Here is a 24,809-nt window from a genome sequence, read left to right on the forward strand (position 1 = left end):
TGGGATTTGACGATGAGCCGCATGGTACTGACCGATGAACTGCGCGACGATTACCAGCGCGCATTCGCCACCTGCGTGATCCGTGAGGAGCGGGCCGCCAAGGTGGAAGAATTGACGGAAACCCTGCTCGCGCAACGGGCACGCTACCAAATCGTGGGCGAACGTTTGAACCTACCCTGGTTCGTGGTGGCGGCGCTGCACTACGCCGATACCGGTTGCGATTTCACCGTGCACCTCCACAACGGCGACCCACTGAGCGACCGTACCCAGCATCTGCCGGATGGGCGACCGGTCGAGGGTGAACCGCCGTTCACCTGGGAAGACAGCGCCGCCGATGCTCTGCGCCTGTATCACCTCGATCAATGGCGGGATTGGAGCGTCGCCGGAACCTTGTTCGTGCTGGAAGGGCGCGGCGGTTGGGGCTACCGATTGCACCATCCCGAGGTACCCTCGCCCTATCTGTGGAATGACTCCACCCACTATCGCCAAGGCAAGTACGTCACCGACGACGCCTGGAACGAGAACGCCATTGCCCAGCGTTGCGGCGCGGCGGTACTGCTGCGCCGATTGGTGGAATGCGGCCGGATCGAGTTCGCCGCCACCGACGATCCGGTGACATGGCCGTTGCTGTATTACGACGAAACCGTGACCTCGCCCTGGGTGGAAGCGCTGCAACGGTTTCTGAATACCCTGCCGGGGTTCTTCGTGAAGGTGGACGGCCGGGCCGGACCGCGCACCTCGGAAGCATTTCGCCAACTCACCGGTTTGGATTGGCCCGGCGATCAACAATCCGGGCATCAAGAGTGAAGGATCAAGAGGATCGCCCGCGAATGTAACCCAGCCCTTCCAGCTTGAGCAGGATGCGCTGGGCCGCCTCGCTGGGGCTGCAATCGCGGGTATCGATCACCAGTTCCGGGCGCTCGGGCGCTTCGTAGGGATCGCTGATGCCGGTGAATTCCTTGAGGATGCCGGATCGGGCCTTGGCGTACAGCCCCTTGCGGTCACGGACCTCGCAGGTCTCCAGCGGAGTGGCGACGTGGACCTCGATGAAACCGCCGAGCGGCGCGATCATCTCCCGGACTTCGCGGCGGGTCACGGTGTAGGGCGCGATCGGGGCGCAGATGGCGATGCCGCCGTTCTTGGTGATCTCGCTGGCGACGAAGCCGATCCGCAGGATGTTGATATTGCGGTGCTCCCGCGAAAAACCCAGCTCGCTGGACAGGTGCTTGCGGACGATGTCGCCATCCAACAGGGTCACCGCCCGTCCGCCCAGTTCCAGCAGTTTGACCATCAGTGCATTGGCGATCGTGGATTTGCCGGACCCGGACAGGCCGGTAAAAAACACCGTGAAGCCCTGCCGGTGGCGCGGCGGATGGGTGCGGCGCAGCTCCGCCACCACTTCGGGGTAGGAGAACCATTCGGGGATCTCCAGCCCTTCCTGCAAGCGGCGGCGGAATTCGGTGCCGGAGAGGGTCAGCATCGTCTCATCGGCGCGCAGGTCGTCCGTCGGGATGTACTGGGCACGCTCCCGCACGTAGACCATCTCCTGAAACGCCAGCATCTGAATGCCCAGTTCGTCCTGATGGCGGGCGATCAGGCGCTGGGCGGCGTAGGGTTCGTAGAAGGCACGCCCGAATTGATCCTGACCGGAGCCGGCATGATCACGGCCAACGATGAAATGGCTGCATCCGTGGTTCTGGCGGATGAGGGCGTGCCACAGCGCCTCGCGCGGGCCGGCCATCCGCATCGCCAGGTTGAGCAGGCTCAGGGCGGTGGTTTGTTCGGGGTAGGTGTTCAGCAGATGCTCATAGCAGCGCACCCGCGAGTAATGGTCGATGTCGCCCGGTTTGGTCAGACCCACCGTGGGATGAATAAGCAGGTTGGCCTCGGCCTGCTGGACGGCGCGCAGGGTCAGTTCCTGATGGGCGTGGTGCATCGGGTTGCGGGTTTGGAACGCCACTACCCGCTGCCAGCCCAGCTTGGCGAAGCGCTCGCGCAGTTCGCGCGGTGAGCCGCGCAACTGAGGAAAATCGTAGTGGGTGGGCGGTTCGATGCCATACAGCCGGCCACCGACATAGACCGGACCGGTTCGATGCAACAGATGGAACACGCCGGGATGCTGCTCGTCGGCGCCACCGAAGACCTGCTGGGCTTCGTGGCATCGGTCGGGCTGCCACACATCGCCCACTTCCAGCACCGCGATCAGTACGCCTTCGGGATCGCGCAGCGCCACCCGAGCGCCGCAATCGAGTTGGTCAGCGAACTCCTCGGACACGTCGAGCGTAATCGGCATCGGCCACAAGGTGCCGTCGGCCAGCCGCATGTCCTCGACCACTCGCTGGTAATCAGCCCGATTCAGGAAGCCATCCAGCGGCGAGAAACCGCCGTTCAACAGCAGTTCCAGATCGCAAAGCTGGCGCGGTGTCAGATCCCAGGACGGATAGTCCTGGGCCTGGGCCTTGAACGGAGCCGCGTCCTCGACGCTGAGATAAAGCTCCTTGAGGACGCCCCCGTGAGGCTCGATCAGATGAATCATGGCGTTCGTTTCGGCTGGAATGATGAGAGTATTGGTTGAGGCAGGGTTATATTTTCTGGCATAACGAACCAGAGATCCAATAATGATTGGCTATAAATATAGTTATGGGAAATCGAGCCGAATCTCGAAGCGCCGGGATAACGCTCGATCCGATGCCTCGGTTTCGCGGGGTTTTGCTGGTCTCACCCATCGTTGCGCTCTTGCGATCACGCGCCGATCAGGTTTTGCAGTTCGGCGACGCGCCGGTTGAGCAACTCCGGGTCGCCGCGCGTTTCCACGTTCAGACGCAACAGCGGTTCGGTGTTGGAACAGCGCAGGTTGAACCGCCAGTCGGCGAATTCGACGCTAACCCCGTCGGTTTCGTCCACCACCGGTGTCAGGGGTGCATAGGCGGCCAGAATTTTCTGGATCGTGGCCGGGGCGTCGTCCACCCGAAAGTTGATCTCGCCGCTGCACGGGAAGGACTGCATACGCTGGTTCACCAGCGCCGACAGCGGCTGGCCGGAACGACAGAGCCGCTCGGCGACCAGCAGCCACGGGATCATGCCGCTGTCGCAGTAGGCGAAGGCGCGGAAATAGTGATGGGCACTCATTTCGCCGCCGTACAGCGCGCCTTCCCGCCGCATCCGCTCCTTCATGAAGGCATGGCCGGTTTTGTTCTGTACTGGCACGCCGCCGGCGGAGCAGACCACATCCAGCGTGTTCCAGGTCAGCCGGGGGTCGTGGATGATCCTGGCGCCGGGGTGCTGGATCAACAAAGTTTCCGCCAGCAGCCCGACCAGATAATAACCCTCGATGAAGCGGCCGGTTTCATCGAAGAAGAAACAACGGTCGAAGTCGCCATCCCAGGCCAGGCCCAGATCGGCCCGATGTTCGCGCACCGCCTGTGCCGTGGCCTCCCGGCATTCCGGCAGCAGGGGATTGGGAATACCATGGGGGAAGGCACCGTCCGGCTCGTGGTGGATTTTGACGAATTGGAACGGCAAGTGCGGCTCCAGCGCATCGATGATCGAACCGGCGCCGCCGTTGCCGGCGTTGACCACGATCTTCAACGGTTGGAGCGCGGCGCCTTCGAGATAACTCAGCAGGTGGTGGACATAGGCGTTCTTGCTCTCGCGTCGCAGCAACTGGCGGCGACGGTTGGCGATCGCGAATTCAGCATCGGCGGCCAGATCGCGGATGGTGAATAACCCGCTGTCGCCGCTGATCGGCTTGGCCTGCTCGCGTACCAGCTTCATGCCGTTGTAGTCCATCGGATTATGGCTGGCGGTCACCATGATGCCGCCGTCGAGCCGGTAATGAAAAGTCGTAAAGTAGATCTCCTCGGTACCGCACAGCCCGATGTCCCAAACTTCCGCGCCGCCATCCAGCAAGCCCTTGGCCAGCGCCGTGCTCAGCGCTGGGCTGCTCAGCCGCACGTCGTGACCGACCGCCACCCGACGCGGCTGGAGCAAAGCGGCATAGGCTCGGCCAATACGATAAGCCAGGTCTTCGTTCAGTTCGTCGGGAATCCGCCCACGAATGTCATACGCCTTGAAACAGCTCAGCTCGCCGCTCATCGTTGCCGCACGTCCCGCATGGTTGTTTTGGTAGTGGTGGGTTGTGCTGATAACTGTAGACGATGACGACGTTTGCTTCCGTTGCGGCTGGCCACGACGATGCCGCGCCCGCTCCGTTCAGACCATTCCCAACAGTCGTGCCGCCACGGGCAGCACCCGGTCCGCCCGCGCCACATCCACCTCGGTTTCGGCCGCGATGGCGGTTCGCGCCACCCCGCCGTGCTTGACCCGTTCGCCGATCTGGCGCCGTTCGGGCGCGGGAAAGCTGGCAAAGGTGCGGCGCAACAGCGGCAACAATGGGGTGAACGCCTCACCGGGCAGGCTGCTCACCCAAGCATCCAGAATCCCCCACAGCACCTCGTTATGCAGGAGCAACAGCCCGCTGCCGTGCAGGAAGCCTTCCAGCCAAGCCGCCGCCTGGATCGGCTCACCGGTCAGGGACAGCGCCAGCCCCATGCGCCGGGCGGTTTCCGGCGGCGGCAGCGCGCCCTGATCGAATAGCAGGCGGCAGGCGTAACCGGCCAGCAACCCGTGCAATCCGGACTGATCGGACAGTTTCGCCAGCGCGCCCTGCCAAACGGTGGTCTGCTCCGGGTTCTGCAACAGTCCGATCACGGTATTCAGGGCCTGTAAGCGACCGAACATCGCTTCCGCCGCCTCGTCGTCCAGCGAACTGCACGCGGACGGGAGGCCGATGGCGATGCGGGTGATCAATCCGTCCACCACATGCCCGACCAGCCCGGCATCGGTCTGGCGGACGTTGCCGTAGCGCAATACCCGCGCCAGCGGTGGCAGGCTGTCCATCAGATGCGGAATGTCGCTGGTCAGCGCGGCGACGTTTTGCAGGCGCTCCATCACTTCGCCGATGGCGTCCGGCAGTTCGGCCAGCAGGGTTTGTTCGACCAGATCGGTCAGCGGGCTCAACTGTTCGCCGTGTTGGGCCAGGTCGCGGGCGCGGGCGGTGGCGGCGTCCCGCACGGTGTTGCCCCACAGGTTGGCCTCGATCACCGCCACCGCCAGTTCCGGTTGCCATTGCAGCCGCCAGTGCTCCTTGAAGGTGCCCTTGCCACTGGCGCGCTCGGCCCGCCCCCAGGGGATATCGAGCAGATTCAAACGGTGCAGCAGATAACTGCGTTCCAGATCGTTCGGTTTGCGCAAATCCAGTTCCAGCAAGCGCTGACCCGCCTCCGGCGGCAGCCGCAGCCGCTTCTGCTGGCGCTGCACGTCCTGCTGCAACGGCAGCATCGGGGTGCCGTCGGGCACTTCGCCCAGCCGTTCGCCGATGGTCAGTTGTTCTTCGATCAGCCGCAGCGGCGCGGCCTCGCCGTGGCACAGCACAGCCAGCGCCGCCTCGTTCAATTCTTCCAGTGTCGGCCGGGGCCGGTTGCGCAAAGCAGCCAGCGCCTCGGCCAGTCGTGCCGCCTCGATCACACTGGCGGTGGACGCGATCAGATCGTGCTCACGCAGCAGTTGGGCGATGCGCGCCAGCCAGCGGGTGGTCGGTTCGCCGGCGCTGTCCCACAGATGCTGATAAAACCCCGGCGCCTCAACCCCCGCGCCGTAGCCGCTGACGTGGGTCAGCCGGCCATGGGTCCACGGTACCCAGGTCGCGGCCAGCTTGCGCTTGGGCAATCCCTTGAGGCGGGCGTTGTCCTCGCGGACTGGCGGCGAATCGCTCAGGGCCGGGACGTGCCAGGCGCCGCAAATGACGGCGATGCGTTCGAAGCCTTCCTTGCGCGCCGCGCGCAACTGGACCCGCATCGCCGCCTCGCGCCGCTGTTCCTCTTCTTCCGGCGGCGACTGGGCGTCGGCCTCGGCCCGCAACGCCGTCATCAGTTCCCGAATTGCCTGGAACAGCTCGCGGCTGTCCTGACGCTGCTCGACCAGATGTTCCCACCAACGCTCGCCGTCGCCGTAACCGGCCGCTTCGGCGACCCAGCGCAGCGGGTCGCGGCGCAGATCGGGCGGAGCGCAAGCATTGTCTTCCTCATCGTTTTCAGTCGCCGCGTCTCCGCTTTCTTCCGCGAGAGTGACCGTCGGAGGTTCGCTGGAACCGGCATCGGCGGCAACCTCGTCCACCGTTTCGATCGGTTCCGCCGCGGGTTCCGCCGCGATCTCCAGCGCCAGGCGGATCGTTTGCGGCAAATCCATGAGGCGCACCGGAATGTCGTGTTGCAGACCGTGGCGGATCGCCTGCCATTCCGGGGAAAATTCGGCGAAGGGATAGTAGACGGCGCGGCGCGGTTCGGTGGGATCGTACAACAGCAGCGCCACCGGCGGCTTCATGCCGGGGTCGGCGGCCAGCGGCAGCACGCCTTGGGCGTCGGGCGGACCTTCGACCAGAATCAGATCCGGGCACAACTCCGTCAGCGCCTTCACTACGCTGCGCGCCGAACCGGGTCCATGGTGGCGAATGCCGAAAATCGCGGGGTCGTTCATGGCCGCCCGTGCTACGAAACATCGCGGCAGGCGCGATAGAGATCCTTCCAGCCGTCGCGTTCCTTGACGATGGTTTCCAGATACTCGCGCCAGACGATGGCGTCCTGCACCGGGTCCTTGACCACCGCCCCGACCAGGCTGGAAGCAAGATCGCCAGCCTGTAAGCGCCCGTCGCCGAAATGCGCCGCCAGCGCCAGCCCGTTGTTCAGCACCGAAATCGCCTCGGCCACACTCAAGGCGCCGCTGGGCGATTTCAGCTTGGCCTTGCCGTCCATCGTCACGCCGGCGCGCAGTTCGCGGAAAATGATCACCAACCGGCGGATTTCTTCCAGCGCCGGCGCTTCGGCCGGCAGTTCCAGCGCCCGGCCCAGCGCGGCCACCCGCTGTTGAACGATCTCGACTTCCTCCTCCAGCGTGTCCGGGGTCGGCAGCACCACGGTGTTGAAACGCCGCTTCAGGGCGCTGGACAGCTCGTTGACCCCCCGGTCGCGGTCGTTGGCGGTGGCGATGATATTAAAGCCCTTCAGCGCCTGTACTTCGGTATCCAGTTCCGGGATCGGCAGGGTTTTCTCGGACAGCACGGTGATCAGCGCATCCTGCACGTCGGAAGGAATGCGGGTCAGCTCCTCGATCCGGGCGATGCTGCCGTTTTGCATGGTGCGCATCACCGGACTGGGAACCAGCGCCGCCAGCGACGGGCCTTCGGCCAGTAGGCGCGCGTAGTTCCAGCCATAGCGGATCGCCTCTTCGCTGGTGCCGGCGGTGCCCTGCACCAGCGCGGTGGAATCGCCGGAGATGGCCGCCGCCAGATGCTCCGACACCCAGGTCTTGGCGGTGCCGGGTACGCCCAGCAGCAGCAGGGCGCGGTCGGTGGCCAGCGTGGCCACGGCGACTTCCATCAGCCGGCGGTTACCGATGTATTTGGGGGTGACGGCGAAGCCGTTGTCCAGCGCGCCGCCCAGCAGGTAAACCGTGACCGCCCGCGGCGACAAATGCCAGTTGGGCGGCCGGGGGTGCGGGTCGGTCTCGGCCAGAACGTGCAGTTCCTCGGCGAACTGCTGTTCCGCGTGTTCTCGTAGCAGGGTGCTCATGAAGTATGGATTCCCGATGAAAGGTTCGATCCTATTGCGTGATGGCTTCCCGCATCGCCCGCCGGAAGCGCAGCCGGTCGAGAAACTCATTCGCGGCGTTTTCCCATTGCGGCCATTGCTTGGATTGGGTCGGCCAGCCGGCGACGGCTTCCTCGCTGCATTCCGGCGGCAGCCAGCGGGCGAAGCCGCGCAAGGCATTGGCCAACCACCAATCCGGCTGTTTGTCCTGGCGGATTCGCTGGCGGACCTGTTCCAGCACCGCCCGACCCAATTCGACGCTCCAGGGCCGCTCGACGTGGCTCAACACCACCAGCGCCGATGCCCGGCCGCCGCCCGAGGATTCGCGCAACAGCGTCAGCAGATAAGCCTCGAATCGCGCCGGCGGCAGAATGTCGGCCAGGGCGGCGGTCAGCGTGGCGTGGTCGGGATGGAGTGGCAGCAGCGCCTCCGCCCAATCGGCGTCGCGATGCCGTTGTGTCGCCAGTACCCATCCGTCCAGCAGGGCTTGCCGCCACTCGCCATCGCGGCTGGCGGCCAGAATTTCCGTCGGAGTTCGCCGCCACTCCCGACACCAAGTCCCCGGCGGCGTCGCGGCGACGATCTGGCTGAGTCGCCAGGCTTTTTCGCCCAGTTTTACGTTGGACGGCGGGTTGGCGATGCCATCGCGGCGCAGCGCGGGCTCGTCCTCCGGCAAATCCGCTTCCAGGCGGGCGCGCTTCAGCTTTAGCAGGCCGGCGGGTTGAAAGCGCAGCAGCCGCAAGGCCCGCGCGGTCAAGTCCCGGCTCAGCCTGGATTGCGGCAGACGCGCCAGCAAATCGGCGGCGACGCGGGCGACTTCGCGGTTGCGGTCGTCGAGCGCGATTTCCAGCAACGGCTCGTCGGCCGGATTCAGCCCGGCCATCAGCATCTGGATGAATTCGCGCCGGTGGCGAACCAGCTCCTCGCTCCAGGTCGCGGCCAGCAATTCCCCCCCGCGTTCCGGCCGGACCGCCCGCAACTGGCGCAGCAAAGCCAGCCGTTCCTCGAAACGGCCGGTTTGCCAAACGGTCTCGTCGGTGGTCTCGACGGCGTAGCTCCAGATCGGGTTGTGTCGGGCCAGCCAGCGCCCGCGCCGGTCCAGCACCGGCAACAGCGCCGGGCGGAGCGCGGTCTGTTTCGCCCCGGCATCCAGCAGCGCCGGCAAACATTCCTCGGGCGCGCGCCGTCCGGCCTCGCCCAGCGCCTCCAGCCATTCCGGCAGCAGCTCCGGGTCGTGACCTTGCAGCAACAGGGCGAGATGTTGGCGGGCCAGCGGACCGCAATCGGACGCGGCATCCGGCTCGCAAGGTGGTGACAGGGGCTGTGGGTCGTCGGCGAGTTGCCACCCCGCCCGCCGCCACAAGGCCATCACCCCCGCCGCGCGCAGTAGCGTGCCTTCGCGGTCGCTCTCATCCAGCCGACCGAGCAGTTGACCCAGCGCGTTCTCGTCGCCGGCAACGGACGGGGCTTGCCGTTCGGTGCCCAGCAGGGCGCAAGTCACCAGTTCCCGCCATGCCATCGTCGTGCCTCCGTCAAAATGCCGTGAACCGGCCGTCGCGCCAGGCGCTCAACGGCCAGAACCGTTGGCCGTTCCATTCGCCGAATACGGTCAGGGGCGACCCGCCGCTACAGGCCAGCAAGCGCCAGGCGTCGGCGAAGCCGGGATGGCACGGCAGCCGCTTCGCGGCGGCGTCGCGCAGGAACCAGGTTTCGGACTCGCGCCGCACCGGCAGAACCTCGGCCACGGCCGCCGGCAGTATCGCCAACCACGGTTGCCGTGCCAGTGCCGCGGCGTAGCCGTCCAGCAACGCCGCGCCGTCGGCCAGCCCAGGGGGCGTTCCCCGATCTTCGACGGCGACGGCATGGCGCAAGAGCGCCCGCTGCGGATAGCCGCTGGGGAAAAAGCCGAGTTCCGCCTCCAGCCAGGCTCCCGGCGCGGCCATGGGCGGCATGGGCTGGCTCTGATGGGCAAAATCCAGCACCAGCGCCAGTCGGTCATGGTTCCGGCCCCACAGCCAACTGCGCCGCACCCGCATCTGCTCTTCCTCGTAGGCGCGCTGGCCGACCAGCAGCCAGCGGTCGCGCAGCCAGGCGTCGTCCGGCAAATCCGCCTCCTGCCAGGTCCAGCCGATGCGGGAGCGGATGTCGGCCCGCAGCGGCTCCGGCAGGACATCAAGCCGGCGGTGGCCTTCCAGCAACAGGTACAGCGACCCCAGTTGCGCCAGCAGGCGCTCGCCCCAGCCCTCGCCGCTGGCCGGGATGCTGGCCAGCTCCCGCAGCCAGTTGGCCAACCCCCGCGCCTGCGCGTCCCACAATCGTTCGGCCATGCCGTCCCAGTAGCGGGCGGGTTGCTGCTGGGCGTGGGCCAACCCCTGCCGGGCCAGGTCGCGCAGCCAGCGCTCCAGTTCCTCCAGCCCGATCTCGACCTTGCGCTGCCGTTCGGCGATCCGCTTGTCCCTGGCCGCCGCCCGTTTGGTTTGCTGTTCCGGGTCAAGGTCGCTGTCGGCGCCGGCCCTGGTGGCCTTGCGGCGGGCGGCTTGCTCCCGTTTGACCAGCCATTCGCTCAACCAGGCGGGCGGCTCGCCGGCGAGGACGGCTTCGGGCTGGTTGGCAGCGACCAGCAGCAGCCCCAGCGCGTGTTTACAGGGAAACTTGCGGCTGGGGCAGGTGCATTTGAACGCAGGTTCGGCGGGATCGACGCAGACCTGATAGAGAGCGCTGCCTTTACACTCACCCCACAGCGCCCGGTCGTTTTGCCCGACCGTCGCCCATTTGCCGGGCCGCGCCAGGCCACGGGCGGCTTTCACGGAGGCGGCGTCCGGGGCGAGGGCGATGACTTGTTCGGTGGTCAGGGAAGGCATGTGGATCGCTCTGCTTTTGGAAGCGGCATTACATTATCAACTTATCGTTCAAGTTGGGAATGACGGCGCGCCGTTCCATGCCGGAAAGCGCTTACAAGTCGATGGGAACCTATTAGGGTTCGCAAGCCACTCATGAAGAATCACCGCTCACCGCCCTGCCCCCGGAAATCCGCCATGACCGAACATCCACACAGCAACCGCCTCATTCACGAAACCAGCCCCTATCTGCGCCAGCATGCCCACAATCCCGTGGACTGGTATTCCTGGGGTGAGGAAGCGCTGGACCGGGCTCGCCGCGAAAACAAGCCGATTCTGTTGTCCATCGGCTATTCCGCCTGCCACTGGTGCCACGTCATGGCTCACGAATCCTTCGAGGACGAGGCCACCGCCCAGGTGATGAACGAATTGTTCGTCAACATCAAGGTGGACCGCGAGGAACGGCCCGACCTCGACAAAATTTACCAAACCGCCTTTCAGATGCTGCATCGGCGGGCCGGCGGCTGGCCGCTCACGATGTTCCTGACCCACGACGATCATGTACCCTTCGTCGGCGGGACCTATTTCCCCAAGACGCCCCGCTACGGGATGCCGGCCTTTAGCGATATCCTGCGTCGGGTCAACGCCCATTACCACCAGCATCAGCCGGAACTCCGCCAACAGAACCAGGCCCTGCTGGACGCTCTGCGCGCCGAAATCGCCGCGCCCGCCGCGGCTGGGGCAACGACCTTGACCGACGCGCCGTCGCGGGCGGCGCGGGACGCGTTGATCCACAGCTTCGACCCGGTGCACGGCGGCTTTGGCGGCGCCCCCAAGTTCCCGCATCCCACCAGCCTGGAGCAACTGCTGCGGTGCTGGGCCGCCAGTATCCAGGGCGGCGCACCGGACCGGTCGGCGGAAACCGCCGTGCTGTCCACCCTGCAAAAAATGGCACTGGGCGGCATTTACGACCACTTGGGCGGCGGTTTCTACCGCTACTCGGTCGATGCCGAATGGCAAATCCCGCATTTCGAGAAGATGCTGTACGACAATGGTCCGTTGTTGGCGCTGTACGCCCAAGCCTGGCAGGCGACCCAGGACCCGCTGTTCCGCGTGGCCGCCGAGGAAACCGGTGCCTGGCTGCTGCGGGAAATGCAGGACCCGGCCGGCGGCTACTACGCCACGCTCGACGCCGACTCCGAGGGCGAGGAGGGCAAATTTTACCTATGGACTCCCGACCAGGTCCGCGAGCTGCTGAGCACCGAGGAATATGTCGCCTTCGCCGTCTGTTATGGCTTGGAGCAGCCGCCCAATTTCGAGAATCACGCCTGGCATCTACGGCGGATCGCCGAGCCGTCCGAACTGGCCAGTCGCTTGGAAGTCGCGCCGGAGCAGGTCGGCGAATGGCTGGCCGCCGCCCGGCGCAAGCTGCTCGAAACCCGCTCGCAACGCCTCTGGCCGGGTCGCGACGAGAAAATCCTGACCGCGTGGAACGGCCTGGCGATTCGCGGCATGGCCATCGCCGGCCGTCATCTCGGGCGGGCGGAGTTCGTGGTCTCGGCGGAGCGTGCCCTGGATTTCATCCGTGCCCAGCTGTGGCGGGACGGTCGGCTGTTGGCGGTCCACAAGGATGGTCAGGCGCGCTTGAACGCCTATCTGGACGACTACGCCTTTCTGATCGACGGCATTCTGGAGTTGCTGCAATGCCGGTGGCGGGATGGCGATCTGGATTTCGCGCTGGCCTTGGCCGAGGTGCTGCTCGACCAGTTCGAGGACCGGGAAGCGGGCGGATTCTTTTTCACCGCCGCCGACCACGAAGCCTTGATCCAGCGGCCCAAGCCGGCTCACGACGACGCCTTGCCAGCCGGCAACGGTATCGCCGCGCAGGTTCTGTTGAAGCTGGGCCATCTCACCGGCCGGACGGATTATCTGGAAGCCGCCGAGCGGACCTTGCGTTGGGCCTGGCCAGTGCTCGAACAGGTCCCCAATGCCTGCAACGCCGTGCTGGCGGCGCTGGAGGATTTTCTCGAACCGATGCAAACGATCGTGCTGCGTGGCCAACCGGAGGCGTTGGCGGAATGGTGGGAACGGTGCGCCCGGCCTTACGCCCCACGGCGGCTGACGCTGGCCATCCCCGCCACGGCCGCTGTCCCCGCCGGTTTGCTGGCCGAACGGCGGGCGGGCGCGGCATCGGCGATCGCCTATGTTTGCACCGGGCTGGCATGTCGACCACCGGTCACAACACTCGATGCCCTGGAGCGGGAGCTGGCCCAATAACCAGCATCTTCGCGCCGGACACCGCTATTGGAGAGAAAAGACACCCGCGCGACGGCCGGTCGCGCCTATAATTGAGGGCATGATCTTCGGATCGAAGCCAAAACCCAACATGCTTCCTGGCAAATCCGCCGGTTTCCAAGGATGCACGCATCAAAACCATGACTGCTTTGAAGAGGGCACGCGACCATGAGCGCTTATCTGTACTTCTCGCTGATTCCCGAGGCACTGATCGTATCCATGCTGCCGCCGGAACAGTTCGGGCAATACTACGCGACCGGCCACAAATACAAATCCAAGGGGCAAGCGATCTTCTTCGAGGTTGACCCCGCCTTCCGCAACGAATTTTTTGACATCGACGATGGGCTCAAGCGCTGTGTGCCGCATCCGGATGGGACGCCGAAGAACTCGGTTTACATCTCGATCTACCGAGTACTGGAGCACATTCCCACCAGCGCGCTGGGCAAGCTGTATCTGAGTACCGCCTACGGCCATACTCTGGGCCTGGAGCGGGGGGAGATCGCACCGCGCGAAGCGCCGACCCTGCACATGTTCCAGGATCTGGCGCCGGTCAACAGCCTGGTGGTCAGCGCGCAGGACCCAGTGAGCTACTACCAAAGCGTCACCAGCAAGCCGGCCAAGTTCATTCGCTTCCCCGCATTGTGCTTCGTCGAACTCGGCCTGGGCGCACTGGCGAGCGACCCCGAAAACGGGCCGGTCGGTGACCTGCCCTACTCGTTCATGCATCACCTGCGCGAGGCGTTGATGGAGCTGGAGCCCAATGCCAAGCAAAGCAAGTTGGTGCATCGGGTTCACTCCCTGGAATTTCCGTACCGCATGATCAAGAGTGGTTTCTACATCGGCAACGGCGAAGACCTGGCGTTCTACCCAATGCCGTCGCACGAAGCATTGCGCCGCGAACACAACAGCTGGTGGCGTTCGGCCAACCTGTAAACGGACGGCCGTCGCCGGGATTCCCGGCGGCGGCTCATCAAGCGTCCAGCCCGATACCGGCTAACGTTGCAGATCCAGGCCAACCCGCGGGCAGTACGCCACCAGCTCCGCCAATGGACGCGGTTTACCCACCCCATAGCCCTGGGCGTAGTTCACGCCGATGGCGCGCAGCTTGGCTAGAATCTGGTCGTTTTCCACGAACTCGGCGATGGTTTCCATGCCCATCACATGACCGACATCGTTGATGGAACTCACCATGGCCAGGGATACCGGATCGTTGGCGATGTCTTCCACGAAGACGCCATCGATCTTGAGGAAATCCACCGGGAGTTTCTTGAGATACGCAAAGGACGACAGGCCGCTGCCAAAGTCGTCGAGGGCGAAGCGGCAGCCGATGCTCTTAAGGGTGCCGATAAAATGCAGTGCGTTGTTGAAGTTGGCGATCGCGGCGGTTTCGGTCACCTCGAAGCAGAGCTTGTCGCTCAGGTTCCGTTGGTGCTTCAAGCGCTCCACCAGATACTCCAACAACGGAACGTCGCCAAGGGAAAGGCCGGACAGATTGATCGAACATAGCGACAGGTTCCTGAGGTGATCGGGATTGTCGGACAACCAGTCCAACGCCGTGCTCACCACCCAGCGATCCAGCTTGACGGCCAGATGATAATGCTCCGCGGCCGGCAGGAAGTTACCCGGCAGCACCAGTTGACCGATTTCATCCTCCATGCGCAGCAGCAGTTCGTAGTGATGGCCATCGGACCGGCCCAGGGTGGGCACGATCGGCTGAAAGGCGAGTTGGAAGCGGTCCTCTTCCAGCGCTTGGTTGATGCGCGCCACCCAGCACATTTCACCCTGGCGGCGGGAAAGTTCGATATCGTCTTCAGTATAAAGATGCGCGCGGTTGCGACCGGCGTCCTTGGCGGCGTAACAAGCGCTGTCGGCGGCGCTGAGCACGCTGTCGGAACTCTCGCTGGCGGCGGTGATCGACACCACGCCGATGCTTGCTCCCACATGGAAGGTCTTGTCACCCCAGGCAAAGCGAAAATCGCTGACCGCGCCACACAGCGCATTGGCTAGCCGCATGGCGTCTTGCAGCGAACAGTACTCCATGAGCACACCAAATTCGTCGCCCCCCAGCCGCGCCAGCATGTCCTGCCTGCGCACCCGCGCCTGCAGGATACGGGCAAGCTGGAGCAGCAAGGCATCGCCAGCCATGTGCCCGCAAGTGTCGTTGATGATCTTAAACTGGTCCAGGTCGAGGTAAAACAGGGCATGCTCGACATTCTGCGCGCGACTGCATTCCAAAGCTTGCCGCAAGCGCAGCTCGAACGCGCGGCGGTTAGGCAATTCGGTGAGCGAGTCGTGGTTGGCCTGATGGCTGAGCTGCTCGGAAAGCAGTTGCGCTTCGGTGTTGTCCAGCCACGAACCCACCAGTTCCACGGGATAGCCTTCACTATCGCAAATCAGACGCACGGTATCCCGAATCCAGCGCCAGCCGCCATCGCGGTGGCGTAAGCGGTATTCGCAACTGGTCTGAACGTACTCATCCGCGCAGCTCTGGCCACGCTTGAAACGCGAGCGATCCTCCGGATGCACCAGATGTTCCCACAGCTGCTCGTCGGCAAGCAGATCTTCCGCCTGATAGCCCAATAAATCGTTTATGTTGGAGCTGATGAAGTTGAGCGGCCGACTGGAGTGCGGATCGCGAGAGTAGATGACCGCTGGGCTGGCGCTGACCACATGCTCCAAACGGGTGCTCGCTTGGCGCAAGGCTTCCTCGGCCCGCCGGCGGCTAGTGACATCGCGAGCCACCAGGTAACTACCGGTGAAGCGGGATTCCGAACCGTTTCCCGAAACGATTGGAAAAGCGGTCACTTCGGCGACCATAAAGAGATCCAGGGTCGGGCGGTCGTTGTGGAAAGCCTCTTGGCGGAGAAAATGCCACTCCACAAGTTGAGGTTCCGTCGCTCCCGCGGCCAAGCGACGCAATAGGGTCGCCACCTTGTCCCGATCCGGCGGAGCCACCAAACAGGCCAGAGGTTGCCGCGCCAACGCCTCGGCTTCGAAACCGAGCAGCGCTTCCACTCGCTTGTTGAGATAGGAGAAACGCCCCTCCACGTCCAACATGAAAATGAGGTCGGGAGAATTGTTGACCAGGAAGCGATGCAGGCGTTCGGATACCTCGACGCGGTCGCGCATCAATCGGTTGGCCCGTTCCAGTTGCAGCTTACGAGTCGCATTGGCAATACTGGCCAGCAATTCATCCGGGCCAAACGGTTTGCGCAGGTAATCAATGGCGCCCCGACGCATGGCAGCGGTTGCTTCAACCACCGAGGTGGTGCCACTGATCACGATAACCGCCATATCCAGGCAGCGTTCGATCGTGAAATCCAATACCGCCGCGCCACCGATGCCCGGCATCCCCAGGTCCAGCACCAGCAGGTCGTAGCGATTCTCTGCCAGTTGCGTCAAGGCCACCGCGCCGCTGACAGCCACCGCAACGACATAACCATGGATTTCAAGCAGCCGTTTGAGACTGGTCAAAAGGCCGAGTTCATCGTCCACGACGAGAACCGAAAACGGCTCGTCTGATTCCTCCTCATCACTATCGGCGCTCTTCAACAGCTTAATCAAGGCAGCACTCCCGGTGCCTCTGTGGGCGCTTGTGTGGGGACTGGAAGCTAGTTGGCAACAAAGTCAGAGTCGGTTTTATTTTTTTCACAACACACACTCACCACCGTGCGATCAACGGTCGTGCAAATCATTTAAGATTAGGTTATACCAAAATAAAATGATTGTATCTCGCTGGAATCGATGAATGGAATTGTGTAGGGCACTACGGACGGGCGGCATTCACGGAGAGCGAGCCAGACTGTTGCGGTCTTGGATCACCTATCAAGCTATCGGTAACAATACTATGAATATGGAGCCACCGCCGCTGTTCGGGCGGTAGAGGGCTTGCCCACCCAATTCCTCGGCCAGGCTCTTGACGATCGCAAGACCCAGTCCGGCGTGCTCGCCGCCTTTCGTGCTAACGGTAGGCTGAAACAACTTGGCGCGCAAATGATCGGGCAAGCCTGGACCATTGTCGGCGACAGCCATTTCCACGTACTGACGCCCGTGCAGGTTGACTCGATCCTGGGTGGATACGGTAATCGCTCGACCTTGCCCCAACGCTTCGACGGCATTCCGGATCAGGTTAAGCAGCATCTGCCGGATGGCGTCGCGACCACGAGGCAAAACAAGAGGAACATCCGCCAGATGCAGCTTCAGGCTGATACCGTGCGGTCGACATAGGGCGTCATCCAAAACCCGCGCCAGGTCCTGAACGATCTTAGTCAGGTTGACACCGGCATCATCCAGCTCGCCGCCGACCGGCTCGGACAGGCGCAGCAGAATGCGGCCGATCCGTTCCATCTCCTCTTGCAGTACTTTCAATTCATCGCGGGTAACCTGCTCCTCCAGTCTGGCCTCAAGCAGAGCCAAGTAGTGACGCATGATAGTGAGAGGGTTGGAGACTTCGTGCAGTGCGGCGCGCAAATGCTGCTGTTCCAGCAAACGCTGGTCGTCCTGAACGCGCTGTCGAGTCATTTCGCGTTGCCGCAACTGCTCGAGTTCGGTAGCCGCGGTGGCTGCGAATAGCCGTAGCAAGCGGACACGGGCTTGCAGGCGTGGTAGTTGTTTGCGTGAGATCCCCATGGCCAGCACGCCCAGCGAGCGGCCGGCGACCGACAGCGGCAGGCACAACGTTCCTTCCGTTTCCCACAGCCGGCTCAACTGGCGGTCGACCACGCCAGCAGGTATTTCCGCATCCAGGGAGTGGCTAATCCGCTGCTCCCGCAATGCCCGGTTGACTGCGTTGGCGGCTCCGTCGGGATCGACGACGATCTCGCGCAGCAGGTCTTCGAATGCGCTGCCCCGCAGCATTCCGGTTTGCGGGTCCCGCAGGAAAAGGTGATTCTCAGTCACATCGAACAGGATCGACGCACAGCGCGAGATCGCTCGCAACAGCGCCGATTCGTCACCGGCGCCGTGCATTTCGCCCCGAGCCTCGCTCATCAGGGCATGTTCGTGGACCGCCTGCCCCAGGCGATCCTGGGCGACCATGGCTTCCAGCAAGGCCGGCTGGTCGCCGGCATGCTCAAGCGGGCCACTCGCTCCGTCGCTCAGAATTCGCTCGCGGGCCGCCTGAGCGAATGAAATTTCGCCTGAGACTTCGATCTTCTTGCGCCGGCCACCAGTCGTCGACATATCGATCCCCAGATCCGCCGCCAGATTGATGACTTCGCGTTCCGCCTCGAACCGCGCTTGGCGCAACAAGCTTCGGTCCAAACCCAGCAAACTGTCCGCGCGAGCAAATACTTCTTCCTGGGGATCTTCCACCTGGCTCAAGGTGTTGGCCACGTGGAGCAGGCGCGACAGCGGATGGGCACCGCGCAGATCGTCCGCATCCATATGATGGAAGCGGATGGCGTCCGCGAAAAACGAGCGTAGCCGCCAAGTTCCCACCAGCGCCGCGCCTAACTCGCAGTGGTCTGTATCGAATAGGCGCTGCTCCAATTCCGGTATCTCGTGCGGTGAGCGAGCGAGATGGCGGATCTCCTGCATGGCCGTAAACGCCTTGCCGTGGCGGACACCGACGACCAGTTTGCCTAGATCGTGCAGCAGTCCACACAAATAGGCTTCCTCGGGTTCCGAATAATCGATGATGATGGCCAAGCGTCGGGCCAGATGAGCACAGGTTAGAGAATGAAGCCAGAATTGATCCAGTGCCGATGTGGGGATATCGCGCAAGGGCGCCAGCGATTGGTGGATCGCGGTCGTGGCAATGACGCTTCTGACGGTTTCCTCACCCAGCGTCGCAAACACGGATTCCAGATTCGCCTGGCGCGGCATCCCATCACGGCACGCGGCCGAATTCGCCACCGCCAGCATGCGCGCGCTCAGAATTGCATCGTAACCGGTCAGCCGGGCCAGTTTTTGAATGCTGCTCTCCGCACTCTCGAAAGCGTCCAGCAGTTCTCCCACGACAGCCGGCAAAACCGGCAGTACCAGCAGATCGGTGCTATCGAAGAGAGAAGGTAAAGCAACGACTGCTGGCATGGTTTGTGACATCTCTTGTCTTGAGTATTCAAATTTTTGTATACAGTGCCAAGAATGCTGCTACTGAAATTTCCCATTCAAGTGTAAATGTATTTTTATGATACGGATTTTAATTTAAGGTATGCATAAAACTTGCCATTTATTTTTTTAGCCACCATAAATTAACTGACTGTTTTATTTATATAAATAAATAATAAATCTATCAAAAAACACATATCGATTAAGAAAAGCAATAATTGCTGCCTAATAAAAAGACATAAAAAATCAATAGGTGACAACAGCATTGCCCGAATCGGATCAAAGTGAGCCGATCAAATAGGGAGGAGGAAAAAGAGAGGGCGGAAGGAAGAACTTGCGGCGTCCCCCTACGCGAAGCGCGAGCGTTTCAGCACACTGGGTTCTTGCGTGAAGTCAAGGCATCGAAGCGATGCACAGGGTAAGACACGGAGAAACGCTTGCTATCGGAGGAGCCGGATCGGATGGGGCTGATTGGCAGGGTATTCGGTCTTAATAAATCAGACTGATTTTACAGGAATTTTATCGAAAGCTGGGCAATGCGTGGTGGTTGCAATGGGAGCAAAGATACCGACTGTCATCGCAAATTATCCATGTAGCCACGGGCATGATCGGTTTATAGTCGTGCCTGCCCGCTCAATAATCAGGGGCGTAATCGTCTGGATAACCGCTATCGTAGACGGGCGGAGCGCCGTCATAATCCGCGGCAGGGGGACGATAACGTCTGGGAGGCGGTGGCACAAAACCAGCAGCATCATCGTAATAGCCTTGATACGATTGTGAATACTGGATTTGCTGGTCGCGGTAATCCATCTGGCTGCCGATCGCGCTACCCATCAGCGCGCCGGCCACGCCACCAACCACGGCGCCATCGTAACGATCAATCTGATGGCCGATGACCGCGCCCGCCGTCGCGCCCACCAATGCGCCATTCTGGGTGTGGTAATACGGCGCGCCCGGTGGAGCACACGCCACATTCAGCCCCACAATCGCTGTCAGAATGACGATCTTGAGTGGCGCACGCATGAAGGCTCTCCAAAACGACAAGATGGGGTAGAAAAAAGACGGCGGTCACCGTCGTGAAGTAATGACCAGCGATACCGCCGTCACAAAGCACCCACATTCACCCACACTGATTGAAGAACAGTGTCTTCCTGATAACGTGAATATTGCCTGAATCTCATGTTGCCCGACGGGATATGCGGGCCCCACATCTGACGGTCAAGGCGCGACTTGTGAGTTGGCGTCCGTGGTCAATCGCACCAGCAGTTCCCGCCCGACCACCGCCGCCCGCCAGCCGTGGAGCAACGGCGAATCTTCGCCCAGCAGTAGCTTTTCTACATCCCACCGGTCGGCGAGATTCTGTGATGGAATGCGGTAGTGGTCCGCGCGGGCCGCAATCAGCCCCAACATCTCGTCTACCTTCGCAGCCTGCTCAGGCGGAAAATGAGGTCGAGAGATCCGAGCCGGCCATTGTTCCGGAGGTTCGGCGCGGGCGGCGGCAATCAGCGCCAGCAGCGCTTCGCCCTGTCGTTGGGCGGTGGTCGCCGGCAGGCTGTGGATACGGGACAGTTCGTCCGGGGTCTTCGGCATTCGCCGGGCCAGTTCGATCAATACCGGATCATCGAGTATCCAGCGGCGCGGCCGGTCGTGGGCGGCGGCCCGTTCCTCGCGCCAGGCCGCCAGCGCCCTTAATACCGCCCGCTGCACGCCGCGCAATCGGTTGTGCTCCCGGACCCGCCGCCAAACCTCCCGAGGTTGTGACCGGTAACGATGGGGCGAAGCCAGCGCGGCGAAGTCCTCGGCCAGGGCGTCCAACCAACCGCGCGCCGCCAGCGCCGCCTGTTGCCGCGGGTACAATTCCCGCAGATAACGCACGTCGTCGGCGGCATAAGTCAGCCATTCCGGCGCCAGCGGTCGGTGGCGCCAGTTGGCGCGCGTATGGGTTTTGTCCAGTTCCACGCCAAGCAGTTGTTGCACCAGGGCCGCGTAGCCGATCTGGTTGCCCTGACCCAACGCCAGCGCCGCCAGTTGGGTGTCGAATACCGGTGTCGGCACCACACCGCGCAGATGGTAGAAGATTTCCAGATCCTGCTGGGCGGCGTGCAGCACCTTGGTTACCGCCGGGTCGTAGAGCAGGTCCAGCAGCGGATCCAGGGAGGGCAGCGCCAGCGGATCGATACAGGCCACCCGGTCGGCGCTGGCAACCTGGATCAGACAAAGCCGCGGATAAAAGGTCTGCTCGCGGATGAATTCGGTATCCAGCGCCAGCCAGGACACGCCGCGCAGGCCGGCACAGAAATCGGTCAACGCCGGCTGATCGACGATATAGAGCAGGTCGTTCATGAACGCCGCCAAGCGCCGGACCGACCGCCGGTCTTTTCCAACAGGCGAATATCGCTCAAGATCATGCCGCGATCCACTGCCTTGCACATGTCGTAGATCGTCAGTAGCGCGACTTGCACCGCGGTCAACGCCTCCATTTCCACCCCTGTGGAACCCCGGGTTTCCACGGTCGCCTGGCAGCGAACGGCGTTGCGCTCCGGCAGGGGCTGTAAATCCACCGCCACCCGGGTCAGGGCCAGCGGATGACAGAGCGGGATCAACTCGGCGGTGCGCTTGGCACCCATGATACCGGCAATGCGCGCCACGCCCAGCACATCGCCCTTGGCGTACTCACCGGCGATGATGCGTTCCAAGGTCGCCGATTGCATCAAAATACAGCCTTCGGCGACCGCGGTCCGATGGGTGATGGCCTTGTCGCCAACATCCACCATGTGGGCTTCGCCGGCGGCGTTGAAATGAGTCAGGGGCATGGCGGGGGAAGAGAGAAGCGGTAGCGGGGAAACGTATGGGGCGAGGATGGTTCCTCGCCCCTCATCAAAGATACTTGACACTTGCGGGGGGAACGGGCTTCCCGCCCGTTGCAACACGGGCGGGAAGCCCGTGTTGCATAACCCCCTACATGGCGGCCAGCAACGGCACGATCAGCAACGCGACGATGTTGATGATCTTGATCAGCGGGTTGACCGCCGGACCGGCGGTATCCTTGTAGGGATCGCCGACGGTGTCGCCGGTGACCGAAGCCTTATGCGCTTCCGAACCCTTGCCACCGAAGTTGCCATCTTCGATGTACTTCTTGGCGTTATCCCAGGCGCCGCCGCCAGCGGTCATGGAAATCGCCACGAACAGGCCAGTCACGATGGTACCCATCAGCAGGCCACCCAAGGCTTTCGGACCGGCCTCGGGACCCATCAGCCACGCCATGCCGAACGCTACCACGATCGGCGTCAGCACCGGCAACAGCGACGGCACAATCATCTCCTTGATCGCCGACTTGGTCAGCAAATCCACCGCCCGCGAATAATCCGGCTTGGTCGTGCCTTCCATGATGCCGGGGATTTCGCGGAACTGCCGGCGCACTTCGACCACGACGCTGCCCGCGGCGCGACCGACCGCTTCCATCGCCATCGCTCCGAACAGGAACGGGATCATGCCGCCGATGAACAGACCGATGATCACCACCGGATCGGTCAGTTCAAAACTGACCTTAATGTGCGCCAGCGCCAATTTATGCTCGAAATCGGCGAACAGCACCAGCGCCGCCAGCGCCGCCGAACCAATGGCGTAACCCTTGGTCACGGCCTTGGTGGTGTTGCCCACCGCATCCAGCGGGTCGGTGATACCGCGAATCTTCTCGTCCATGTCCGCCATTTCGGCAATGCCGCCGGCGTTGTCGGTGATCGGTCCGTAGGCATCCAGGGCGACGATGATGCCGGCCATCGACAGCATCGAGGTCGCGGCAATGGCGATACCGTACAACCCGGCCCAAGAGTAGGACAGACCAATGCTCAGGCAGACCGCCAGCACTGGCAGGGCGGTGGCTTTCATGGATACCGCCAGACCGGCGATGATGTTGGTGGCGTGACCGGTGGTGCAGGCTTCCGCGAGCTTTTGCACCGGGCTGAACTCAGTAGCGGTGTAGTACTCGGTGAAAACTACCATCGCTGCGGTCAAGCCCAGACCGACCAGTGCCGAACCGTAAAGGCCCCAGGGGTTCTGGCCGCCCATCAGCACGAAGATGACGGGCAGGAAGGCCACTGCGGCGATACCACCAGCTACTGCCAGCCCGCGATACAGGGCGTTCATGATTTTTTCGCCTTCACGGGCCTTGACAAAGAAGGTGCCGACGATCGAGGCGATGATCGACACACCGCCCATGACCAGCGGCAGGATAATGGCGTTCTGGGTGGAGTCTCCGGTGAACATCAGACTGCCGACCAGCATGGTGGCGATGATGGTCACCGCGTAGGTCTCAAACAAGTCGGCGGCCATGCCGGCGCAGTCGCCCACATTGTCGCCCACGTTGTCGGCGATGACCGCCGGATTGCGCGGATCGTCCTCGGGGATACCGGCTTCGACCTTGCCGACCAGGTCGGCGCCGACGTCGGCACCCTTGGTGAAGATGCCGCCGCCCAGACGGGCGAAGATCGAGATCAGCGAACTGCCAAAGGCCAGGCCAACCAGCGGGCCGAGATCAGGGAGTTGGTCGGGCGCTGAGTTGATCAGCAGTAAGATGACGTAATATCCGGCGACGCCGAGCAGACCGAGGCCGACCACCAGCATGCCGGTGATCGCACCGCCGCGAAACGCCACTTGCAAGGCCGCGTTCAGACCATCATGGGCCGCTTGCGCGGTGCGGACATTGGCGCGCACCGAGACGTACATACCGATGTAACCGGCCACACCGGAACAAATTGCGCCGATGGCGAAGCCGATGGCCGACAATGCGCCCAAGGTGAAAAAGATGACCACGCCAATGACCACGCCCACGATGGCGATGGTGGTGTACTGCCGATTCAGGTAGGCGCTGGCGCCTTCCTGGACGGCGGCGGCGATTTCCTGCATCCGGGCACTGCCGGGGTCCTTGGCCAATACCCATTTAACCGACTGGACGCCGTAGACGAGCGCGCCGATAGCGCAGACTAACGCGATGATCAATCCTATCGCCGCCATGACAAGGTTCCTCCAGGGTGTGAATAACGTATCCGCATGATATTCTCCCAATTATTGTGCGATATTTGTTCGTTTATTCGCGCGACCGGCCGGGCGAATCCCGAAACCCGGTTTGGACGCGACACCATGTCCAAGTCATCGGGTGGAGGAATCCAGAACGGCCTTTCACACTTCCCTAAGAATAGGTCAAGGATAACCATAACATACAGCTTCGATCATCGGCGACCATCAACGCTCGGCCCGTTGCGACCGCGCGGCGCGCGGCGGTGACGGACGCCCACAAAAGGGTTCGCGCTTTACTTGTCTTTTCCCTGGCCATAGAGATCCACACTCTTCAAAATCTCGGCCTTGGCCTCTTCCAGACCACCCCAGCCATCGAGGCGAACCCATTTGCCGGTATCGAGATCCTTGTAGTGCTGGAAAAAATGGGCGATCTGATTCAACTGTGCCTTGGACATCTGTTCGACCGACTCAATGTGGTCGTACAGAGCGCATTCCTGTTTGATGGGTACCGCCAGCAACTTGGCGTCTCCCCCTCCTTCATCGGTCATTTTCAGCACGCCCAGCGGCCGACAGCGCACCACGCAACCGCTGATGACCGGCAACGGAGCCACTACCAACACGTCCAGCGGATCGCCGTCCTCGCAAAGGGTATTGGGAATGTAACCGTAGTTGCAGGGGTAATGCATCGCGGTGTTCATGAAGCGGTCCACGAACAGCGCGCCGGATTCCTTGTCCACTTCGTACTTCACCGGATCGGAATGTGCGGGGATTTCAATGATGACATTGAACTCGTCCGGGAGATTGTGACCGGCACCTACTCTGTCCAGAATCATGGAACTTGCCTTTTGTAGTCATGCTGAATTGATGGAAGGAAGGGCGCTTATACTACAACAAGGCCGGATACTTGGCAGCATGGACGCCGCCTAGCACGCGTGGGCGACGGGCGACGGCATGGTCGGCTTGCGAC

General features: G+C 62.7%; 16 protein-coding genes. 3 read left to right on the forward strand and 13 right to left on the reverse strand.

The window, feature by feature from the left end:
- The first annotated feature begins 12 nt into the window (after window positions 1-12).
- Entirely contained in the window at window positions 13-807 is a 795-nt protein-coding gene (locus IPM89_13260; GenBank protein QQS53802.1) for a hypothetical protein, read from the forward strand.
- 4 nt (window positions 808-811) lie between these two features.
- On the opposite strand, the gene IPM89_13265 is transcribed toward IPM89_13260, so the two are convergent.
- The 6 genes from IPM89_13265 to IPM89_13290 all read right to left on the reverse strand — a co-directional run bounded on the left by IPM89_13265 (window position 812) and on the right by IPM89_13290 (window position 10,504).
- Entirely contained in the window at window positions 812-2,533 is a 1,722-nt protein-coding gene (locus IPM89_13265; GenBank protein QQS55925.1) for a bifunctional sulfate adenylyltransferase/adenylylsulfate kinase, read from the reverse strand.
- Window positions 2,534-2,742: 209 nt separating this feature from the next.
- Window positions 2,743-4,095 (reverse strand): phosphomannomutase, encoded by a 1,353-nt coding sequence (locus IPM89_13270; protein ID QQS53803.1) that lies wholly within the window; start codon window positions 4,093-4,095, stop codon window positions 2,743-2,745.
- A 117-nt stretch (window positions 4,096-4,212) separates the two neighbouring features.
- A complete protein-coding gene (locus tag IPM89_13275; protein ID QQS53804.1) occupies window positions 4,213-6,534 on the reverse strand; it encodes a hypothetical protein in 2,322 nt (773 codons plus the stop codon).
- An 11-nt stretch (window positions 6,535-6,545) separates the two neighbouring features.
- A complete protein-coding gene (locus IPM89_13280) occupies window positions 6,546-7,625 on the reverse strand; it encodes an AAA family ATPase (protein QQS53805.1) in 1,080 nt (359 codons plus the stop codon).
- 31 nt (window positions 7,626-7,656) lie between these two features.
- The gene (locus tag IPM89_13285) at window positions 7,657-9,162 is read right to left on the reverse strand and encodes a hypothetical protein (GenBank protein ID QQS53806.1); all 1,506 of its coding nucleotides are present in this window, start codon (window positions 9,160-9,162) and stop codon (window positions 7,657-7,659) included.
- A gap of 13 nt (window positions 9,163-9,175) precedes the next feature.
- The gene (locus IPM89_13290; GenBank protein QQS53807.1) at window positions 9,176-10,504 is read right to left on the reverse strand and encodes an SWIM zinc finger family protein; all 1,329 of its coding nucleotides are present in this window, start codon (window positions 10,502-10,504) and stop codon (window positions 9,176-9,178) included.
- Window positions 10,505-10,678: 174 nt separating this feature from the next.
- On the opposite strand from IPM89_13290, the gene IPM89_13295 reads away from it, so the two are divergent.
- Both IPM89_13295 and IPM89_13300 read left to right on the forward strand, forming a co-directional pair.
- On the forward strand, window positions 10,679-12,757 hold the full coding sequence (locus IPM89_13295) for a thioredoxin domain-containing protein (protein QQS53808.1): 2,079 nt from the start codon (window positions 10,679-10,681) through the stop codon (window positions 12,755-12,757).
- 186 nt (window positions 12,758-12,943) lie between these two features.
- Window positions 12,944-13,708, forward strand: a complete 765-nt coding sequence (locus IPM89_13300; protein QQS53809.1) for a hypothetical protein — start codon at window positions 12,944-12,946, stop codon at window positions 13,706-13,708.
- A gap of 60 nt (window positions 13,709-13,768) precedes the next feature.
- Here IPM89_13300 and IPM89_13305 read toward each other — a convergent pair whose 3' ends face one another.
- From IPM89_13305 to ppa, 7 genes are all read right to left on the reverse strand, one after another.
- Window positions 13,769-16,339: an EAL domain-containing protein gene (locus IPM89_13305; GenBank protein ID QQS53810.1), complete on the reverse strand. Its 2,571-nt coding sequence runs from the start codon at window positions 16,337-16,339 to the stop codon at window positions 13,769-13,771.
- 261 nt (window positions 16,340-16,600) lie between these two features.
- Window positions 16,601-18,808 (reverse strand): HDOD domain-containing protein, encoded by a 2,208-nt coding sequence (locus IPM89_13310; protein QQS53811.1) that lies wholly within the window; start codon window positions 18,806-18,808, stop codon window positions 16,601-16,603.
- A 651-nt stretch (window positions 18,809-19,459) separates the two neighbouring features.
- On the reverse strand, window positions 19,460-19,849 hold the full coding sequence (locus tag IPM89_13315; GenBank protein ID QQS53812.1) for a glycine zipper 2TM domain-containing protein: 390 nt from the start codon (window positions 19,847-19,849) through the stop codon (window positions 19,460-19,462).
- Window positions 19,850-20,044: 195 nt separating this feature from the next.
- The gene (gene rnd / locus IPM89_13320; GenBank protein ID QQS53813.1) at window positions 20,045-21,169 is read right to left on the reverse strand and encodes a ribonuclease D; all 1,125 of its coding nucleotides are present in this window, start codon (window positions 21,167-21,169) and stop codon (window positions 20,045-20,047) included.
- Window positions 21,166-21,639: a cyclic pyranopterin monophosphate synthase MoaC gene (gene moaC, locus IPM89_13325; GenBank protein ID QQS53814.1), complete on the reverse strand. Its 474-nt coding sequence runs from the start codon at window positions 21,637-21,639 to the stop codon at window positions 21,166-21,168. The genes rnd and moaC overlap by 4 nt, the downstream gene beginning before the upstream one ends.
- A 145-nt stretch (window positions 21,640-21,784) precedes the next feature.
- The gene (locus IPM89_13330) at window positions 21,785-23,839 is read right to left on the reverse strand and encodes a sodium-translocating pyrophosphatase (protein ID QQS53815.1); all 2,055 of its coding nucleotides are present in this window, start codon (window positions 23,837-23,839) and stop codon (window positions 21,785-21,787) included.
- A 296-nt stretch (window positions 23,840-24,135) separates the two neighbouring features.
- Entirely contained in the window at window positions 24,136-24,675 is a 540-nt protein-coding gene (ppa, locus tag IPM89_13335; protein ID QQS53816.1) for an inorganic diphosphatase, read from the reverse strand.
- Window positions 24,676-24,809: the final 134 nt, after the last annotated feature.

The sequence above is a fragment of the Candidatus Competibacteraceae bacterium genome, assembly GCA_016699715.1.
Lineage (GTDB): Bacteria > Pseudomonadota > Gammaproteobacteria > Competibacterales > Competibacteraceae > Competibacter.

Bases quoted from the DNA above. Each gene is read 5' to 3' on its own strand.
- IPM89_13260 (QQS53802.1), top strand. From the start codon at position 13: ATGAGCCGCATGGTACTGACCGATGAACTGCGCGACGATTACCAGCGC.
- IPM89_13270 (QQS53803.1), bottom strand. From the start codon at position 4,095: ATGAGCGGCGAGCTGAGCTGTTTCAAGGCGTATGACATTCGTGGGCGG.
- IPM89_13275 (QQS53804.1), bottom strand. From the start codon at position 6,534: ATGAACGACCCCGCGATTTTCGGCATTCGCCACCATGGACCCGGTTCG.
- IPM89_13280 (QQS53805.1), bottom strand. From the start codon at position 7,625: ATGAGCACCCTGCTACGAGAACACGCGGAACAGCAGTTCGCCGAGGAA.
- IPM89_13285 (QQS53806.1), bottom strand. From the start codon at position 9,162: ATGGCATGGCGGGAACTGGTGACTTGCGCCCTGCTGGGCACCGAACGG.
- IPM89_13290 (QQS53807.1), bottom strand. From the start codon at position 10,504: ATGCCTTCCCTGACCACCGAACAAGTCATCGCCCTCGCCCCGGACGCC.
- IPM89_13295 (QQS53808.1), top strand. From the start codon at position 10,679: ATGACCGAACATCCACACAGCAACCGCCTCATTCACGAAACCAGCCCC.
- IPM89_13300 (QQS53809.1), top strand. From the start codon at position 12,944: ATGAGCGCTTATCTGTACTTCTCGCTGATTCCCGAGGCACTGATCGTA.
- IPM89_13310 (QQS53811.1), bottom strand. From the start codon at position 18,808: ATGCCAGCAGTCGTTGCTTTACCTTCTCTCTTCGATAGCACCGATCTG.
- IPM89_13315 (QQS53812.1), bottom strand. From the start codon at position 19,849: ATGCGTGCGCCACTCAAGATCGTCATTCTGACAGCGATTGTGGGGCTG.
- rnd (QQS53813.1), bottom strand. From the start codon at position 21,169: ATGAACGACCTGCTCTATATCGTCGATCAGCCGGCGTTGACCGATTTC.
- moaC (QQS53814.1), bottom strand. From the start codon at position 21,639: ATGCCCCTGACTCATTTCAACGCCGCCGGCGAAGCCCACATGGTGGAT.
- IPM89_13330 (QQS53815.1), bottom strand. From the start codon at position 23,839: ATGGCGGCGATAGGATTGATCATCGCGTTAGTCTGCGCTATCGGCGCG.
- ppa (QQS53816.1), bottom strand. From the start codon at position 24,675: ATGATTCTGGACAGAGTAGGTGCCGGTCACAATCTCCCGGACGAGTTC.